Here is an 18,072-nt window from a genome sequence, read left to right as displayed (position 1 = left end):
GTGGGGATCTTCCCTGACCGTGATTCGGTGGTCCGGTTGGTCGGGGCAGTGCTGGCTGAGCAGCATGAGGACTGGATGCAGCAGCGTCGGTACATGCCTCTGGCGATGCTGTCCTCGACGGCGGAGATGCTGGCGAAGGCCCGGGCAGCTGACGGCGTCGGCGTCGTTGTCGGTGACGGTCAGGAGGCTCTGGTGGCGTAAGGAATCCTGTTCCGTCAGCGGTCAGTTCATCGCTGAGTCAACCGCTGGCGGATACACCACTCAAAAGGACTTGACCTGGACTTTTCTTGGATCATTTGAAATGTACGACTAGGCTGAATCGAGAACCAGGATAGCCCCTGTTCCAGAGCAAATTAGGTTGATTCAATATAGGAAGCTTTTAGTTTCGCAATTTCTCGCTCAAGTAGCTTTACCTTCGTTGTCCTTGGACCTGTAGGTAGGAATAAGTTTCTCTCTGAGTCCTTAATCAAGTTTGTGATCACCGGCTTTGCACTATTTTTCATAGTCCACGAACGAATTCCATATTCCAAGGCGCTCTGGTCGATCCACCATTGAGGCTTACCAGGTCGGAGAATGCTTCTAGCCGCAATATTTATGTTTTCCGCAATAGATTTTCCGGCTTCAGTAGGGTAGAAAATTACAAATCCTGCTGCGTACTTCTCCCATGGTGCGACTCGATCGCCCAATTGTCTTAGCGCAATGTCGGTCCGATGAGAAGCGTCGAACTCAGGACCAAAATCAGATGTGATCAATGCATCTATATCCATTACAACCACAGGCTTTCCAGTACTCCGCAAAAGTTCGTTGACTGGAATGAAACGAATCAGCGAGGAAGTGGGGCCGACATTCTCTTCAGCGGTCAAGTCCAAGAAAATAAACTGAACTCGCGGGCTGATGGCTCGAAGTGATTGAGTTGTTTCTCTCAGGTGATTTTCATTTCCTAATACAATCAGAGTCAGTCTTGCTTCATCGGAACAAGAGATCTCAAATGACTCAACTAGAAACTTCCCGAAAGCGGCTAGATATACAGAGTCGCAGGATGCGACAATGTTGTAGTCGACCCCGCTAAGGGCCTGCTCAGGGGCAATGGATTTGGAGACTTTGTCTAGTTCTTCGGCCGTTTGAGTATCCGCGGCAGTTATTGTGTCTTCTTCCAACACGACTGTAGAAAATGGAATCAGCAAATACGTTTCGAATTCGGGATTCAAAGCTTCCCGAATACGACGCACATCGGCTTCAAAAAGAGTGTACTTATCCTGTTCGTAATGAAGAATTGATTCGAAGATCTCGACGATTGTGAGCTGATCTTGGTCTGAGATTTCGCTCTTGAGGGTTCTGAATTTAACTTCAGCATTTTCCAAACTGACTTCGGCCAAAATACCTCTGCATTGATAAACAAGCGCATCGATTGTTCGATTTCGATTCCAAGCAGCATTTGCCAAGTCTAAGATCCGACCTCGAAATGATAGATTCCACCCTTTTTCTAAGGCAGCTGCTCTGAGATATGGCCAGTCGAGACTTGGGTCTTTTTCCGCGACACCTTGCAAAGACTTTAAAGCCGAAACATACTTTGCTTTATCGGCCTCGTCGCGAGTCAATTCAACAGACGCGATCCGTTCCGTGGCTAGATTTCGAAGTTCGGCAAATGACATCGAATTGAATGATTCGCGTTCTTGATCAGTGAGCTCATGTATCAATAGTTCATTGATCTCACCAGGTACACTCGTCTCAGTTTCTGCGAGGAGTTCAGGTAGTGCTTCCTGTGGCTTAACGAAGTGAGTAATGGAATGGATTTGATTTAAGTAGAGCTTCAGTTTTCCCTGTGTTTCATCCGTCGGTAGCGGCTTGTGGCCAATGGATTGCGGTGAAATATCAATTCTAAGATGCCCACGTGAGGTACTTTCAAGTTTTCCCGAATCAACGGCAAGCGAAATCACTTCATTGAAGTACGGGTCATCTTGATTGGTGATAATAGAAAGATTCGGAACTCGAGACTCCTTCTTCATTCGAGCAAGTACGGATACTTGCTCAGGGTAGATTCGTCGATGTCGGACAAAAGAACCTTGGAGGATAGATTTTTCGAGAATTTCGAGTGCCTCAGGAAATTGGTAACTGGTGACATCCAATTCGGGTACTTCCGCGATGCAGTGGGAACCCTCAATGAGTGTTGAAAGCTGAATCCCAATAAAACCACCCATCGCAGAGCCATAGAAAAGAAGATTTTCGGAGGTTGCGCCCCAAAACTCGAGTAATTCCCCAATTGCTGAAGCGACCAGCTTCGATAAATCGACTTTCGGGTGAATGAACCAGCCCGCTAGTAGATTCTCATCTAGGTCTAAGCTCGGATCGCTAATTATGATGATGTTGGACTCGGGAAAGTCTTCAATCCATGATTCTCGATAAAAGTACGGATTCTTTCGGTGGTTTTTGGTCTGCGCAGATGGTAGCAAGCAAAGGACTGGAAGATCCTGCCCCCGGAATTGAATCAATGCATTAAGTTTGGAGTTACTTGCCAGAGGAAATTCGATACGGACGGGGCTATCGATATAGTCCTCGAATCGGGTTTTGTATTCCGCATATTCTAGTTGTTCCGTCAATTTGTGCTGTACCTTTCGAAGTATAACCTCAAGTAGAGATGAATGAATGCGAATAAGTTGACAAGTTTTATTGTCAGTTCTGTAACTGGATTTCTATAGTTCAAGTAGCGCGATTAGCGAATTTGGGTCTGATGAAAGAGCTTGGAGTCAGGCCACGGGATGCGCAGTATTAGGAGAATAGAAACCTGCGTTTTGGATCGCCGTAGGAATATCCACGTCCATATTCATGAACTGCTCGAGGATTGGAAAATGAGTCGCTGGTGGGATAGGCAAGTGCCATTCGCCATCGTATTGTCGACGTTCGAAGAGCTTCGGGTCATTCTTAAAACGTTCAATGAATGGTCCATGTTGCTCAGGCAGGAACTTGTGGTCGCCAGTGTTTTGGTACATGGCCAAGTACGAAGTCAACCCAGAAGGATATAGGTCCGCGATATCTGTCACCATTGAGTTCCTGGCTACGGCGAACTTTTCGTCATCGTCGGCTTCTTGAGCCGTTGTAATGTAATTGTCGACGAAAGACTTCCAATATGGAGTTAAAGAAACCACTGGATTTATGGTGAATATAAGCGATCCTGGAAACCTCGTACCGAATCGAAGCGCTCCGTAGCCTCCCGCAGAACTACCCCAAAGGATCGTACGTTGTGATCCGAAGGCGTCTAAGCAATGCTCGATTACAGGGCCATAGATCGCTAGGAGATCACCTAATTTCTTAGACCCGTAGTACCACCCAATGTCAACGTTTGTCCCAGTGTCTATCCCGGGATCGGCAAGCGCCACGAGGTTCGCCCCAATTTTCTTGGTGAATCCCACCCCGACCGCCGCTGGGACAGTGGTCTTATCGTTTACTTTCGGTTGGAACGTCACAACTGTAACTGGCGAATGCCGATTAAACGTTCCGAAATCAACCAAAGTATTTTCAAATTGAATCGTATGCAATCCGTCATATACAGGGGCACCCAGAAACCGGTCCAAATCTGGATAAAGCTTTCCAATTCCCCATTTTGAGGTATCTCGTATTCGCATGCGGTTATATTATCAGCGTAAGCCATATCTTATCGGGCGAGTAAGTAGTTGATGGATACAAATTTATCTGACTGATGAGATGAAAGCAGGGCGGGAATTTAGACCATTGGAACGATGTATTGCTTTTAACAATCGAATTCTCCAAAACATCCAAACCCAATCCTATTGAAACGTTGTATTAATGGCCGAGGGTGGATTTCTCGATGCAAAAACCCTGCAAAACGGCGTCGAGATTGGTGACAGCGCCGCATAATGACATTCGTTTCTCCGAGCAAAGAATAGCCTCAGTTTATGGATCGGGGTATTGAGCTCGACCATTAAACAATTAATAATATGCACATTTTGTTTGTAACAAAACGGTCACAACTGCGATAGTCAACGTGTAAAAACAACCTGACTGTTAGGACAACTGGAATGAAGATCGCCCGCCTCGTCGTAGCCTCTGCCACGGCCGTTTCTCTTACATTTGCTGGTGCAGGCATTGCGCAGGCACAGACCACCACTGCGCAGCCGGCCGCTGAGCAGACGGCAAGTTCGGGTGCGGGCACGCTGTCGTCGCAAAGCGGTGCTGCTACCACGACCACTGCAACTCCGAAGCCGACGGACCCGGCCACGGAGCAGAGCTCGCAGCTTGTGGCAAGCCAGGCGGGGCCGTTCGCGCCGCTGCTGCTGAAGATCCTGCCGGTGCTCAGCGCGCTGCTGAACATGATTGATCAGCTTTTTGAGGGCCTCAGCTTCGTTCCGGGTCTGCTGAACGGTAAGTAAAGCCGGCTAGACAGACCCGGCGTAGACGTAGCTTTCGATTTCGCGCGGGGAATCGTCGATAAGTGATGCGTAGCTGGACACCCCTACGCGCCGCATGCCGCGGGCCTCGTAGAACTGCCACGTGCATTCGGAGTCGGTGTAAAGGAAGAAGTCGCTGAGTTTGTGGCGGCGCAGTTCGGCGAGGTAGTCGTTGAAGAGGCGCTTGCCCACGCCCTGGCCGCGCGTGCTGGAATCGACGATGAAGAGGATGATCTCGTTGTTCAGCTGCGTGTTGCGGTTGCGCGACATTTTGGCGGCTCGGGCGTAGGAACGCTGCTCGCGGAACCAGTCGCGAACGCCCGTGCGCTGCGCGAAGAGGTAGGGGAGTGCCTGCGCGATGTTTGTGGCGATGGCGCCGGCGCGCTTGAGCCTGGCATCGAGTTTTTCCTCGCCCTGGATTTTGCCGATGATGATGCCCACGACTTCGTTGTTGCGAGTGGCAACGCGGGTGAAGGTGGCATCGTAAAGAGATTGCTCGAGGTCCATGCTGAGCAGCGCGGTAAGTGCCGGCTCCTGGAAGCGGCGGCGGACGCCGAAGGCATCGTTGATCAGGGTGCGGATTGCCGGGGCGTCGGCGGGGGAGTACGGGCGATAAGTGATCGCGGAGTGGTCGGGCATGGTTCTAGCCTAGTAGGTCCCAGATCACAGTTAGGTTCCCGGGAAAACCAGGAGTAAACCTATAGTATGACTAACCAAAATGCGCTAGCCCAGGAGGAGCAGCCGAAGGAACGGAAGTTCTTTGGTCAGCCCTGGGGCCTAGCAAACCTCTTCGGAGTTGAACTGTGGGAGCGTTTCAGCTTCTACGGCATGCAGTCCATCCTTGCCTTCTACCTGTACTACTCAGTCAGCGAAGGCGGCCTGGGTATGAATAAGGCGCAGGCACTCTCCATCGTGGGTGCCTACGGCGGCCTTGTGTACATGTGTTCGCTGGTGGCCTCCTGGGTCTCCGACCGCATCCTCGGCCCAGAGCGCACCCTGATGTGGTCGGCCGTGATTGTCATGCTCGGTCACATTCTGCTCGCACTTGTTCCTGGATACGCGGGTCTTGCGCTCGGCCTTGTCTGCATCGCGCTCGGCTCCGGTGGCGTGAAAACCTCCGCTCAGGTCGTGTTGGGGCAGCTGTACTCGCGCGACGACCCTCGTCGTGACGCGGGCTTTTCCATCTTCTACATGGGCGTCAACATCGGTGGCCTCTTCGGCCCACTGATCACCGGTTGGGTCTTCGGCATGGGTGGCTTCCACTGGGGCTTCGGCATCGCCGCCATTGGTATGGCGCTCGGCCTCGCTCAGTACCTGGCCATGCGTAAGACCACTATTAAGGAAGCCGGCCACAAGGTTCCAAACCCGCTGCCACGCTCCGAATACTGGAAGTGGGCGCTTGGCGCCGTTGTGGTTGTCGGCATCGTTGTGGCACTTATCGCTACTGGCACGATCCATGTTGAATGGCTCTCGACGATTACCGCCATCATCGCGGTGCTGGCCATCGTGGTGCTACTGCTGCAGATGTACAACTCCAACCTCACCTCCGCGGTGGAGAAGTCGCGCATCGTGGGCTACATTCCGCTGCTCATCGGCGGTATTGCCTTCTTCGCCATCTTCCAGTCCCAGTTCACCATTCTGGCTGTGTACTCGGATCAGCGCCTTGACCGCAGCCTCTTCGGCTTCGAACTCACCCCGGGCCAGGTGCAGTCCTTCAACCCGATTTTCATCATCTTGTTCTCGGGCATCTTCGCGGCCATGTGGACGAAGCTGGGCAACCGCCAGTGGAGCTCGGCTGTGAAATTCGGCGTGGCCAACATGATCATCGGCCTCTCCCTGTTCTTCTTCCTGCCTTACGCGGGTGGCGGAGAGAATTCCACGCCGCTGTACGTGATCGTGTGGATCCTCTTCCTGTTCACCATCGGTGAGCTCTTGCTCTCCCCGGTGGGCAACTCGCTGGCCACGAAGGTCGCACCAAAGGCCTTCGAGTCGCGCATGTTCGCGGTCTGGCTCATGGCTGTCTCCGCCGGCACGGCGCTCTCGGGCACCCTCGGTGGCTACTACGACCCAACTTCGGCCGATGCTGAGCGTCAGTTCTTCGTCATCATTGGTGTGGCTGCGATCGTGGTGGGCATTGTGCTGGTTCTGCTGCGCAAGTGGATTGCGAAGATGCTCGTCGACGTGCGCTAGAAAGTGCGCTAGCACTTCGCTGTTAGTTTCCTGTCTTCATACTTGGTCCTATTGGCGGGTGGGCGTAGCCCGGTTACGCTAGCGCAATGACCTTAGCTACCGCCCGCACTTTTCCACCCCAAAGTCAGGTGTTCAGCCGCATTGCCGTAAAAGGCATCCCCGTCAAAGACATCACAGTTGTCGCCGCGGTGATTGCGAGCTTGGTAGCCGTTAACATTTCGGCCCACTTCACGCTGGCAGGGCAGTGGTTCTGGACCATCCCAGTTTCCGCCCTGATCCTCCTGGTCATGGCCAAGCTCGCGGGATTGACCTGGAAAGACCTGGGTATTTCCTCCTCCAGTCTGCGCAAGGGCTTGCGCTATGGCGGGGCGGCAGCGCTCGTCGTCACGGCTGTTGTCGCCGTCGGTGTCCTGCTTCCCGTGACCCGCGAGTTCTTCCTCAACGAGACCTACTCCAATGCGCGCTTTGCGCTGCTGGCGGCGCTGGTGCTCATCCCCCTGCAGACCGTCCTGCCAGAGGAACTGGCGTTCCGCGGTGTCCTGCACGGTGCCCTTGATCGGCTCGGCGGGGCGCGGTTGGCGCTGATCGCCGGCTCGACGCTGTTCGGTTTGTGGCACATTTCTTCCTCCCTGGGCCTGACCGCCTCGAACTCGGGTTTGTCCAGCGTGCTGGGCACGGGCATCTTCGGCCAGTGGGTCGGGGTGGGCCTGGCCGTGGTGGCCACCTCGGCTGCGGGCGCGGTATTCACCTGGCTGCGTGCCCATACCAAGTCGGTGCTCGCGCCGATCGGCCTGCACTGGTCGCTCAATGCGGTGGGCGCGCTTGCGGCCGCTGCGGCTTGGAGCATGTAGGCGGCATGTATTTGTCTCTACCGCTGTACAAGGTCAGACTAATAAGATAAAGTTTGTGATTGGGCATTCTGGGTGTTGCCTGTATATTCACTTGTAGGCAATCACACACGATCGAACAGGGCAGGGGCGCCAATGCGAAATCAGATTTCTTCGATAATTGCAGTCTCTGCCCTTGGCGTTGCCGGGCTGGTCAGTTCGCAGACCGGCGAGATTGATCAGCTCACTCAATGGGCCTGGCTGGAAAGCATCCGTCCGCCCCACGCTTAAGCCGTGTTCTACACTGGAGCCCGTGGAAAATGCAGCTCCAGAGATTGCAGCCCTCTACCGCTTCTTAGATGTCTCAGGAGTATTCCTGATGGGCATCATCGGAGGAACGATAGCGCGGAAGCAGAACTTCGACATCGTTGGCTTTATGTTCCTCTCCCTGCTCACCGCCCTCGGCGGCGGCATGATTCGAGACATGCTCATCGGCCAAGGCACCGTGGCCGCCATTGCCAATCCGGAATATCTCATCCTCGCCCTCGCCGGCGCATTGGTCGCCCTGGTTACAGACTTCAAAGGCAAAGCCTGGGAGATCTTTCAATTCCACGGCGACGCGATCATCCTGGGTTCTTGGGCCGTGACCGGCTGCGTCAAAGCAATGAATTACAACCTCCCGGTCCTCTCGTGCGTGTTCATGGGCGTGCTCACCGGCTGCGGCGGCGGCATGATCCGCGACATCGCCATTGGCAAGGTCCCCAGCGTATTCAGCTCGCAACAGCTCTACGCCGTCCCGGCACTCGTCGCGGCCGTGTCCATGTGGCTCTTCGACCACTTCGGTCACCCCATGCCCGGCATGATCATCTCCCCGCTGCTCGCAGTGGCACTGGCCATGCTCTCCTATTGGCGAGGCTGGTACATCCCCGCCCGCCAAGACTTCGCCCCCGTGAACATGACGGCATCGCAGGTCCGCGACCTCATGAAAATGGCCGAGGATCGCGGTCGCTCCGTCGGTCGCCGCCTCGAGCCACCCACTCTGCGCAGTTGGCGCCACGAGAAAATGGAAAAGGCGCTCGAGCGCAAGAAGGAAAAAGATTCGCGTGACGACGTGGCGCAGTCCTCAGACCAAGACGCGCAAGACGTGCAAGATGCCCTCGACGTGTTGCTCAACGACACCGAAGAAACCAACACCAATGAGCAGTGGACCTTGCGGCCTGAATCGAAACGGCGCAAAAACAAAGAAGACGACGATGAGTAGTATCAACACTCATGAACCTTTCGAAGCACTTCGGATCCTGGCCGGTTGATAACGCGGCGGCGGCAATCGTCGGCAAGCATTCTGCTACCTACGGTGACCTCAACCGTGAGTTTGAGCTGATGAGCGTGACCAAACTGCTCTCTGCGTATGCGTTCTTGATGGCTGTGGAAGAGAGCGTGTTTGAGCTGGATCAGCCTGCCGGCCCCGAGGGTTCGACCGTGCGGCACCTGATTTCGCATGCCTCGGGTGTGTCGGCTGCGATGCGCAGCAAGATCCAGAAGAAGCCGGGGGAGCGTCGCATTTACTCCTCGGCCGGGTTCGAATGGCTGCAGGAAATCCTCGAGCAGGAGACCGGCCTGGCTTTTGGTAACTACGCTTTGCTGGGCATTTTTGAGCCGCTGGGTATGGATGACACCGTGATCTGGGGTTCCTCGGGCCACGATGCGCGCTCGACCGTGGCCGATCTATCCAAGTTTGCTGAGGAACTTTTGCGCCCGACCTTGCTTGCAGAATCCACGGTGCGCGAGGCATTTACGGTGCAGTTCCCCGGGTTGATTGGTACCGTGCCGGGCTACGGCATGCAAAAGCCGAATCCGTGGGGCCTTGGTTTTGAGATCAAGGGCGAGAAGCACCCGCACTGGACCGGCGACAACATGCCTCCGGAGACGGTTGGCCACTTTGGCATTAGTGGCACGTACCTGTGGGTGGTGCCTTCCTGGAGCGACCACGAGCTCGCCGGCACCGCGGGCGTGACACTGACGGATCGCGATTTCGGCGACTGGGCCAAGCCGCTGTGGGAGGAAACGAACACGGCGATTGTGGCGGATCTTCTCCATTAAGTCAATTCGCTAAAGTTTGATTGCTAACCTGTGAATTCGGGAGGAAGATAATGATAGGTTAATCGCTTCGATTGAAAGGACCTATCTAATGACTGTGCAAGAAGCGAGACGCACCCCAACCCGGGAAGCGGTGGCGATCCTACTCGCGCTGCTTATTGCGGTGTTCGCCTTCCAACTCAATGCGTCGATGCTTTCTCCGGCACTAGCCACCATGGAGGTCGAGCTCAATGCGAGTTCGGCGCAGATCGGGCTGACGCAGACCGCATTCTTTACGGCTGCGGCCCTGTTCTCCCTGTTCCTGCCTCGCTGGGGTGACTTAATAGGTCGCAGGAAAGTGCTGGTGGGCATGATGATTGTCACCGGCATTGGCTGTATCGTGGCAGCCCTTGCCCCCAATGTGACCATCTTGTTCCTGGCTCGCGTGATCCAGGGAGTGGCCGGCCCGACCGTGCCACTGGCCCTGATCATGTTGCGCCAACACGTTGCCAACGAAAAGCAATACGCTCTGTACCTGGGCATTCTTACCTCGGTTAACGGCGGCATCGGTGGCGTGGACGCGCTGGCCGGTGGCTGGTTGGCAGGCACCTTCGGGTTCCGCTCCATCTTCTGGGTCATGGCAGGCTTCTGCGTGGCGGCGGTGATTGCGCTGCAACTGTTCACGAAGGAGTCCCGCGCCCGCGAAACCTACCCGATGGACTGGGCTGGCGTTGTCCCGCTGGCCATCGCCATCGGTGCGCTGCTCACCGCGTTTAACGAGGCAGGCAAGATTAAAGGCGCCAACTGGTGGTTCGTGCTGCTGCTTGTGGTCATTGGCATAGCCGGAGTGATTGCCTTCTGGAATGTGGAAAAACGCGTCAAGCACCCACTGGTCACCGTTGAGTACATGAAGCAACGGCGCACGTGGGCACTGCTGTTGACCACTCTGCTGACCATGACAGGCGTGTTCGCCATCATGAACGGTCTGGTGCCCAACCTGGCCCAGGACTCGGTCAACGGGCCAGGGCTTTCGGCCGAGGTGGTCTCGTGGTGGACGCTGACTCCATACGCACTGGCTGGCCTTGCCTTCGGGCCGATCGCGGGTGTTTTGGCGGCGAAGTTTGGCTACAAGATCATTCTGCAGATCGGCATCGCGGGCTCCTTTGCCGGAGTGCTTTTCGCCATCTTCGTTACGCAGAACCCAACCCCGGTGCTCTTGCTCATCGTCTCGGTATTCGTTGGCATCATGTANGCCGGCACCGCGAATATCATGCTCAACGGCATGGGTATCGTGCTCTCGCCAGCGGATAACCAGGGCTACCTCCCGGGCATGAACGCTGGCGCCTTCAACTTGGGCGCGGGTATCTCGTTTGCCATCCTCTTCGCGGTGGTCACGATCTTCGTGGACAATGCGGGCGGTTACGCTGCGGGTATGATCGCAGGCGCCATCTTGCTTGCGCTGGCATTTGTCACCTCGTTCATGATTCCAAAACCAGAGACTATTTCCGACACCCTGGCAGCAAAGACCGCCATGGAAGAAATGCAGGGCTTAAACCAAGGAGCAACCAATGCATAAGATCATCCTCGACTGCGACCCAGGCCACGACGATGCCGTTGCCATCCTGCTCGCGCACGGCAACCCCGAGATTGACCTGTTGGGAATCACCACGGTGGGCGGAAACCAGACTCTTGAGAAGGTAACCCTCAACGCGCGCCAGGTGATGACTATTGCGGGCATCACCGATACCCCCTTGCACGCAGGTGCGACGCGGCCTTTGGTGCGTCCCATCGAAGTAGCGGGCGACATCCATGGTGACACCGGCATGGAAATTCACGGCTACGAGCTGCCCGAGCCAACCGTTGAGGTTGAGCAGGGTAGTGGCGTGCAATTCATCATCGACACAATCATGCGGGAAGAGCCCGGCACCGTGACCATTGTTCCTACCGGTCCGCTGACAAATATCGCCCTGGCGGCGCGCCTGGAGCCGCGCATTGTCCCGCGCGTCAAGGAAGTAGTGCTCATGGGTGGTGGCTACCACGTGGGCAACTGGTCGGCGGTGTCTGAGTTCAATATCAAGATCGACCCAGAAGCGGCCCACATTGTGTTCAACGAGCCGTGGCCGCTGACCATGGTGGGCCTTGACCTGACACACCAGGCACTGGCCACTCCCGAGGTGGAGGCCGGCATTAAGGCTTTGGGCACCGACGTGGCCGACTTTGTCGTGGGCCTGTTCGGCGCGTTCCGCAAGAACTACCAAGATGCGCAGGGCTTTGAAAACCCACCCGTGCACGATCCCTGCACGGTTGCCTACATCATCGACCCGTCCATCGTGTCTACGCGCAAGGTCCCACTAGATGTGGAATTAGCGGGTAATCTCACCGTGGGCATGACCGTGGCAGACTTCCGAGCTCCAGCCCCTGACGATTGCACAACTCAGGTGGCCGTGAAGCTGGATGCGCCGAAGTTTTGGGCGCTGGTAACTGACGCCATTAAGCGTATTGGTGAGGGAATAAATCAACCTCAACCCTAAAGTGAAACTTTATTAAATGGGGGATAAAGGATTACTTTAGGGTTGCCGGTGGGTGGGGTGTGAAGCGAGAATCGAGAGTGTCCTTCAGGGACGCAACGAGATTTTTGAGGCCGTTGGGGAAGACGGAACTCGTCTCACACCACATCGGACATATGTGTTTGTATGTCGATTCTGGTGTGCCATTTTACTGAGTAAGGATCCCCACATGACTACAACGTTGGCCGCACCCACCGTCACTTGGCAGCCTGTTTGCGCACAGCCTGTGGCGAGTGTCCTCACTATCTCCAACATGCCAGTCCAGCTGCGCCCTCACGTCGAGGAGCTCATGGCGGAGTACCTCTCACCAGCAGAATCAGAGCCCTTCCCGGGTGCAGACATCTGGGATATGCAGTGGTTCACCAGGTGGCAGCCCGATCGCACCACCTTCGGTGCCCGTGCCGTGCGCTGCCGCGAGGTCATTACAGCATCCCGCGACGAAACCGAACGCTTCGGCCACGCGCTGGAGTCCTTGGCGTGCGCACATGGTTTCGACGCCTCGGTCGAGCGCGCCTAGAGCCTAGTCTCGGGGCGGGAGCGCCTCTGATAAGTCTCTTCTACTACCTCTCGCTGCTGTGCCGCCTTGCCCTCCAGCTCGGCGGGAATGGCCAAGTAAGGCGCGTCGCTGATTCGCTTCTCGAAAGCCAAGTGCACGATGTCCTCCGGGTCTGCCTCGGTATCGAAATGCGCCGTGTAACCCAGTGAGGTGTACAAGCGCACCGCCTCCGGCTGACGCGGGCCCGTGGTGAGGTAGATCTTGCGGTAGCCACGCGCTGCGGCGGCCTCCTCGAGGGCCTCCATGATGCGGCGCGAGAGCCCTTGACGACGATGCTCCGGCGATGTCCACACCCGCTTGACCTCGGCTGTTTCCTCGTCGAGGTAGATAAACCCGCCCGCTGCGATGGTCTCGCCGTTGCGCTGCAGGAGTAGGAGGGTGCCAAGTGGCTCCTCGAAAAGCACCGGCGGGAAAATCTCCAAATCGTCGGTGGCTTCCGTGTCTTCGCCAAAACCGGTGTAGCCCTTGTAGCGCTCGGAATACTCGTGATCGAGAGCGGCGAGCAAGGACGCGGCTTCCGGGGAATCAAGCCCCACTGTGATCAGGGTATCTGTCATAACGCATCAGTCTAATCCATTGACCGGACGGTCTGCGCGCGTTAAAGTGTCATAAAACAGACTAAGCGGTTCAAATATTTTAGACAGGACATTTCGCCAATGGCGAAGATTCACTCGTCCATCATCGAGCTCGTTGGCAACACCCCTCTCGTGGAGCTGACCAATTACCAAAAGAAGCACGGCCTCGGCGCGCGCATCATTGGCAAGCTCGAATACCTCAACCCCACCGGAAGCAGCAAGGATCGACTCGCTGTTGCGCTCATCGAGGACGCTCGCGCCAAGGGCGCGATCGAGGAGGGGAGCACGCTTATCGATGTCACCAGTGGAAACACAGGCATATCGCTCGTGGGCATCGGGCATGCCGAAGGACTGAAATTTATCCCGTACTTGGAGCCGGGCACCAGCGAAGAGCGCGTAAAAATCTTCGAGGGCTACGGGCTGGACACCCGCTCGTTTACCGACGTGGAAGAGATTGCCAACTTCGAGCAAGAAGGCCTCAACCTCGACGACCTGATCGCGGGCATGGAGCGCATCGCCGAGGAGCAGAGCTACTACTACGCCGGGCAAACCGTCAACGAGGCGAACCAAGAATACCACTACAAAACCACCGGCCCGGAAATCTGGGAAGACACCGACGGACAAGTGGACTACATCGTGGCCACCGCTGGCACCGCAGGAACTCTCGTGGGTACGGGGCGTTACCTGCGCGAAAAGAACCCGGAGATCACTGTCGTTGGTGTGCAGGGCGCAGAGACCTCGCGTCCTGAGAATGAAAACTTCACCGGCAACATCATCGACGGCACACTTCCCGTGGGTAACTTGCCCGAAGAGTTTGTACCCACTTTGATCCGCTCCAACCGCGAAAACGGATTCATCATGGACGAGATCATCGACGTCGCCGCCGAGGACGCATACAAAACTGCCCAGGAGACCGCCGAGACTGACGGCTTATTCCTGGGCACCTCCGCTGCCGCCGCACTGAACGCCGCGATCCAAATCGCTGCGCGCCCAGAGGCCGTGGGCAAGAACATCGTGGTCATCTACCCGGACAACGGGTACAAGTACCTCTCCACTGACCTGTACAAGCGCAGCTAACTACTTGTAGTGGCCGTCCTCGAAAGGATCAAGGATCTTCTCGGCGAGCTCGGCCACCGAGCCGACGATCATAGTGGGGCGGTAAGGGTAGCGCTCGATTTCCGCGTCATCCGAGATGCCGGAGCGAACCAAAATCGTGCGCATTCCGGCCTCGAGGCCAGCCTTGACGTCGGTGTCCATGCGGTCACCGATCATGACGGCGCGCTCCGAGTGTGCGCCGATATTATTCAGAGCGGAGCGCATCATCACAGGGTTGGGCTTGCCAATGTAGTACGGTTCCTTGCCGGTCACCGAGGTGATCATGGCTGCTACGGCGCCGGTTGCAGGGAGAACTCCCTGTGGGCCCGGCGCGGTGACATCCGGGTTGGTGCAGATGAAGCGGGCACCCTGGATGATCAGGTTACAGGCCGTGGTGATGGCCTCGAAAGAGTAGGTACGCGTCTCGCCCAGGACGACGAAATTCGGGTTGTTGTCGGTGAAGATCCAACCCTTTTCGTGCAGGGCGGTGGTCAGCCCTGTTTCGCCGATGACGTAGGCAGTCGAGGCTTTGGCCTGGGAGGTGAGGTAGTTGCCGGTGGCGGCCGCCGAGGTCCAGATGCTCTCCGGCGGGACATCGAGGCCCATCGTAGCCAGACGGGCAGACAGGTCGCGCTGGGTGGACATGGAGTTGTTCGTGAGCACCATAAAGCGGATGTCATTGCTCCGCAGGCTCTCAATGAATTTATCGGCGCCGGGGATGATGTCGCCCTCTTTGATGAGGACACCATCCATGTCAGTCAGATAAGAAATGGGTGCGTTCACACCGCCTATTGTGCACCAGTTATTCGTGCTCTGCGAGGTAAGTGGCCAAGTCGCCAATCGTCGTAAAGCTCTCTGCGTCTTTGGCCTCGATGCGCACGCCAAACGTCTCCTCCGCGCGGACAACGATTTCGATCCTAGACAGCGAATCAATGCCGAGGGAATCCGTGGTGGAGGAGGGTGTGACCTTCTCCGCGTCGATACCAGTGGTCTCCGCGATGAGCTGAACTAGGCGACCCTCGACGTCGTGGGGTTGCGCCTGATCCTTCGCGTCTTTAGCGTTGCTTTCTTGCTCTTGAGGCAGGTTGATGTTGATGCGTTGCGAGAGCTCCATGGGTTCATGGTAGCTGGAATCGCGCGGCAAGATTTAGACAAGGCCGAGCCAATTCCAATAGGTGGCGGAGAAGAGCAGGATCAGCAAATAGCCGACGATGGTCAGCGGAATGCCGGTTTTTAGGAACTGGCGGGTGGTAAACGCACCCGAGCCGTAGGCCAACATGTTTTGTGGTGCGGAGACAGGCAGGAGGAATCCGAAACTGATCACGAACTGCTGGATGATCACGAAGCCGATGCCGCCGTTGGGTACATCAAGAGTGGTGGCCAGCGCGATGAACACTGGGATCAGAGCGGAAGCCAGCGAGGTCGCCGAGGCGAATCCCAGGTGGATCAGGATGTTGAACAGCGACACGATGGCGATGGTGGCCACGATGGGCATCCCGCTTAAGCCGAGCGCGCCGGAAGTTTGCTCCGAGAGCCAGGTGGCGGCACCCGTGTCCAGTAGGAACGTGCCCAGCGAGATACCGACGGCGAAGACGACGAGTGTGCCCCAGTCGACCTTTTGCTGTGCTGTTCTCCAATCGATTACGCCGATCTTCGGAACCAGCATGAAGCCCACGGCGATGATGGTGGACACGGCCGAGCTGATGTCGTGCAGCGTTCCCTCGGTGGCCCAGAAACCAAGCAGGACCACCGCGATGACGGCCAGTCGTATCTCGGCGGAGGTCATCGGGCCGAGTTCTTCGATTTGCTTCTTGATCAGCTCGCGGCCACCCTCGATGGATTCCGTTTCGGGTTTGATGGCAGCGCGCATGATGAAAAACAGTGCGATGGACATAAGCAGCGACCACGGTGCGGCCCAGAGAAACCATTGACCCCAGGACACCGTTTGGCCCATCTGCTCCTCGATGAATCCCACCGCCACGAGGTTTTGTGCGGCCGCTGTTTTGATGCCGATGTGACAGATGGAGACGGCTTGTGCCGCGGTGATGATCAGCAGGGCCGAGAGCTTCGAGTTTGTAGCCAGGCCGAAGGCGGCGACCATGCCCAATAGAATCGGGACGACGGCGCCAGCGCGCGCGGTAGCAGAAGGGACGAAAAACGCCAGGATCGTGGAGATGACGATCGCGCCGATGACGATATTGGAGGTCTTCTCACCCGCGAACATCAACACGACAAGCGCGATACGCTTGTGCAGCCCCGTGGCCTGCATGGATGCTGCGAGGACGAGCGCTGCGAAAACGAGGGCGACGGAACTCGTCGAAAAGCCCTCCATGGCCACACCCAGCGCCTTGCCTGTACCGACGATATCCCCGGTCTCTGGGTCTTGGGAGAAGCCGAGCAGCAGCGCGATGAGTGCCACGATCATGATCGAGCTAATCGGGTAGACGACGGCCTCGGTGACCCACATGATCACGGCGAACGCCAACATCGCGAGCGCGATCTGGCCGTGCCACTCGAGCGAATCAAGGGGGAGAGCAAGGACGACGCCGAGGGCAACAAACGCTGCGAAAAAGGAGATGGCCTTGCCTGCCTTCGAATTCTCCTTCTTCGGTGTTTGCTCGGGGGCCTGCTGTGTGACTTTCTGTGTCATGAGACCGTTCTCCTTGTGCGCTGTACGAACAAATTCACTCTTCATATTTCGGGCATAGATGAGGGTTATATAAGAGAAACTGGTTATGACATGTACTACTTTTTAGGGCCTCTGCTTGGGAAATCTGGGGCATGTTTAGGATGGACACATGGAGAACCCCGCACACTACGCCCGCGCGCTGACTCCTGGTGGGCGCCGGCACCTCGCACTGGCTAGAGGTCGGTTGCACTCTACCGAGCGCACACCCGGCCTGACCGACCTGGACGCGGAAGGTGTGGTGGACAACGACGGGGTGGGTGTGCACTACTACGAGGTCGGATCTGCAGAAGCGCCCGTGACCGTGGTGTATATCCACGGATTTACCCTCGCCGCGGAGTCTTACTACCAGCAAGTGGATGCACTCCGGGAGATGGATGTGCGCCAGGTACTTGTGGATCTGCGCGGGCACGGCCAGACCGGGGCGGTGCGACCCGAGCTGTGCAGCGTTGACTTAGCTGCCGACGATGTCTGGGCGGTCATCCAGGCGCGCAACGTATCCGGGCCCGTGATTCTTGTGGGGCATTCGCTCGGCGGACTGGTGGCGCTGAGCTTAAGTAGGCGCTATTCGGGCAAGTTCAATCTGGCGGGGCTGGTCATGATCAACTCCTCGGTGGAAGAGCTTGCCGACCAGGGAGTTCCCCAGATCCTGGCCACCCCGACCGCCGATGCCGTCTATAAAGCGGTGGAAACCTCGCCTGTGGAGGCCGACAAATTCCGTGAGGAAGTCACCAAAATCATCGCGCCGGGGCTTGCCGTGGCGGTGTTCCAGCGTGACACAGATTGGGAGCTTGTGGATTTCCATGCCGCAATGATCCACGAAACTCCGCTGGAAACCTTTGTCGGCTACTTTGACGACCTGCAGGAGCACGAGGAACTCCAAGCGGGGCCGTCACTGCGCGGGGTGCCAGGCTACATCCTGGTCGGGGCCAAGGATGATGTGACACCTCTGGCGCAGGCCGACCGTCTCAACGAAATCTGGCCCGAGGCCTACCTGCAAGTTATCCCACATGCCGGGCACATGCTCCTGCTGGAAACCCCCGAGGTGGTCAACGCCGCAATCCAGCGCCTTGTGCGCCGCGCCACTAGCATGTAGG

At 56.8% G+C, this 18,072-nt stretch carries 19 protein-coding genes; 12 read left to right on the top strand and 7 right to left on the bottom strand.

From position 1 onward, the window contains the following. A partial coding sequence (locus A37O_RS14795) for a transposase (RefSeq protein WP_211208352.1) occupies positions 1 to 201 on the top strand: 201 nt, incomplete at its 5' end. 152 nt (positions 202 to 353) lie between these two features. On the opposite strand, the gene A37O_RS0105705 is transcribed toward A37O_RS14795, so the two are convergent. Further along, the gene (locus A37O_RS0105705; RefSeq protein ID WP_018296536.1) at positions 354 to 2,597 is read right to left on the bottom strand and encodes a hypothetical protein; all 2,244 of its coding nucleotides are present in this window, start codon (positions 2,595 to 2,597) and stop codon (positions 354 to 356) included. Between the two features lie 147 nt (positions 2,598 to 2,744). Next, positions 2,745 to 3,143: a hypothetical protein gene (locus A37O_RS16445; RefSeq protein WP_156802514.1), complete on the bottom strand. Its 399-nt coding sequence runs from the start codon at positions 3,141 to 3,143 to the stop codon at positions 2,745 to 2,747. A gap of 891 nt (positions 3,144 to 4,034) precedes the next feature. Here A37O_RS16445 and A37O_RS0105690 point away from each other — a divergent pair. Then, positions 4,035 to 4,385 (top strand): hypothetical protein, encoded by a 351-nt coding sequence (locus A37O_RS0105690; protein ID WP_018296533.1) that lies wholly within the window; start codon positions 4,035 to 4,037, stop codon positions 4,383 to 4,385. A 6-nt stretch (positions 4,386 to 4,391) separates the two neighbouring features. Here A37O_RS0105690 and A37O_RS0105685 read toward each other — a convergent pair whose 3' ends face one another. Continuing rightward, on the bottom strand, positions 4,392 to 5,042 hold the full coding sequence (locus A37O_RS0105685; protein WP_018296532.1) for a GNAT family N-acetyltransferase: 651 nt from the start codon (positions 5,040 to 5,042) through the stop codon (positions 4,392 to 4,394). Between the two features lie 66 nt (positions 5,043 to 5,108). Between A37O_RS0105685 and A37O_RS0105680 the strand changes: the two genes are divergently transcribed. The 8 genes from A37O_RS0105680 to A37O_RS0105645 all read left to right on the top strand — a co-directional run bounded on the left by A37O_RS0105680 (position 5,109) and on the right by A37O_RS0105645 (position 12,580). Next, entirely contained in the window at positions 5,109 to 6,593 is a 1,485-nt protein-coding gene (locus tag A37O_RS0105680) for a peptide MFS transporter (protein WP_018296531.1), read from the top strand. A gap of 86 nt (positions 6,594 to 6,679) precedes the next feature. Further along, entirely contained in the window at positions 6,680 to 7,444 is a 765-nt protein-coding gene (locus A37O_RS0105675; RefSeq protein ID WP_018296530.1) for a CPBP family intramembrane glutamic endopeptidase, read from the top strand. A gap of 132 nt (positions 7,445 to 7,576) precedes the next feature. Continuing rightward, positions 7,577 to 7,711 carry a hypothetical protein gene (locus A37O_RS16890; RefSeq protein WP_281167719.1) on the top strand — a complete coding sequence of 45 codons (135 nt, stop codon included), beginning with the start codon at positions 7,577 to 7,579 and terminating at the stop codon, positions 7,709 to 7,711. A gap of 22 nt (positions 7,712 to 7,733) precedes the next feature. Then, positions 7,734 to 8,681, top strand: a complete 948-nt coding sequence (locus tag A37O_RS0105665) for a trimeric intracellular cation channel family protein (RefSeq protein WP_018296529.1) — start codon at positions 7,734 to 7,736, stop codon at positions 8,679 to 8,681. A gap of 11 nt (positions 8,682 to 8,692) precedes the next feature. Beyond that, a complete protein-coding gene (locus A37O_RS0105660) occupies positions 8,693 to 9,520 on the top strand; it encodes a serine hydrolase domain-containing protein (protein WP_018296528.1) in 828 nt (275 codons plus the stop codon). A gap of 88 nt (positions 9,521 to 9,608) precedes the next feature. Continuing rightward, positions 9,609 to 11,072, top strand: coding sequence for a uridine transporter UriT (uriT, locus tag A37O_RS0105655; protein ID WP_018296527.1), 1,464 nt, complete (start codon positions 9,609 to 9,611; stop codon positions 11,070 to 11,072). Beyond that, entirely contained in the window at positions 11,065 to 12,027 is a 963-nt protein-coding gene (uriH, locus tag A37O_RS0105650; RefSeq protein WP_018296526.1) for a uridine-preferring nucleoside hydrolase UriH, read from the top strand. Before uriT ends, uriH begins: the two co-directional genes overlap by 8 nt. Positions 12,028 to 12,232: 205 nt before the next feature. Beyond that, positions 12,233 to 12,580, top strand: coding sequence for a hypothetical protein (locus A37O_RS0105645; RefSeq protein ID WP_018296525.1), 348 nt, complete (start codon positions 12,233 to 12,235; stop codon positions 12,578 to 12,580). Here A37O_RS0105645 and A37O_RS0105640 read toward each other — a convergent pair. Beyond that, positions 12,577 to 13,176, bottom strand: coding sequence for a GNAT family N-acetyltransferase (locus A37O_RS0105640; protein ID WP_018296524.1), 600 nt, complete (start codon positions 13,174 to 13,176; stop codon positions 12,577 to 12,579). The genes A37O_RS0105645 and A37O_RS0105640 overlap by 4 nt on opposite strands. A gap of 99 nt (positions 13,177 to 13,275) precedes the next feature. On the opposite strand from A37O_RS0105640, the gene A37O_RS0105635 reads away from it, so the two are divergent. Beyond that, complete coding sequence (locus A37O_RS0105635) at positions 13,276 to 14,271, top strand: PLP-dependent cysteine synthase family protein (protein WP_018296523.1); 996 nt, start codon at positions 13,276 to 13,278, stop codon at positions 14,269 to 14,271. On the opposite strand, the gene A37O_RS0105630 is transcribed toward A37O_RS0105635, so the two are convergent. The 3 genes from A37O_RS0105630 to A37O_RS0105620 are packed head-to-tail and all read right to left on the bottom strand — an operon-like array spanning position 14,272 to position 16,939. After that, entirely contained in the window at positions 14,272 to 15,042 is a 771-nt protein-coding gene (locus A37O_RS0105630) for an HAD-IIA family hydrolase (protein ID WP_018296522.1), read from the bottom strand. A 49-nt stretch (positions 15,043 to 15,091) separates the two neighbouring features. After that, the gene (locus tag A37O_RS15830) at positions 15,092 to 15,403 is read right to left on the bottom strand and encodes an acyl carrier protein (RefSeq protein ID WP_018296521.1); all 312 of its coding nucleotides are present in this window, start codon (positions 15,401 to 15,403) and stop codon (positions 15,092 to 15,094) included. Between the two features lie 33 nt (positions 15,404 to 15,436). Beyond that, on the bottom strand, positions 15,437 to 16,939 hold the full coding sequence (locus A37O_RS0105620; RefSeq protein WP_018296520.1) for a DASS family sodium-coupled anion symporter: 1,503 nt from the start codon (positions 16,937 to 16,939) through the stop codon (positions 15,437 to 15,439). 148 nt (positions 16,940 to 17,087) lie between these two features. Here A37O_RS0105620 and A37O_RS0105615 point away from each other — a divergent pair, with 148 nt between their 5' ends. Further along, on the top strand, positions 17,088 to 18,071 hold the full coding sequence (locus A37O_RS0105615) for an alpha/beta fold hydrolase (protein ID WP_018296519.1): 984 nt from the start codon (positions 17,088 to 17,090) through the stop codon (positions 18,069 to 18,071). Position 18,072: the final 1 nt, after the last annotated feature.

It is taken from the genome of Corynebacterium lubricantis DSM 45231 (assembly GCF_000379425.1).
GTDB lineage: Bacteria > Actinomycetota > Actinomycetes > Mycobacteriales > Mycobacteriaceae > Corynebacterium > Corynebacterium lubricantis.
This window is presented reverse-complemented; position numbering and strand designations above follow the sequence as displayed.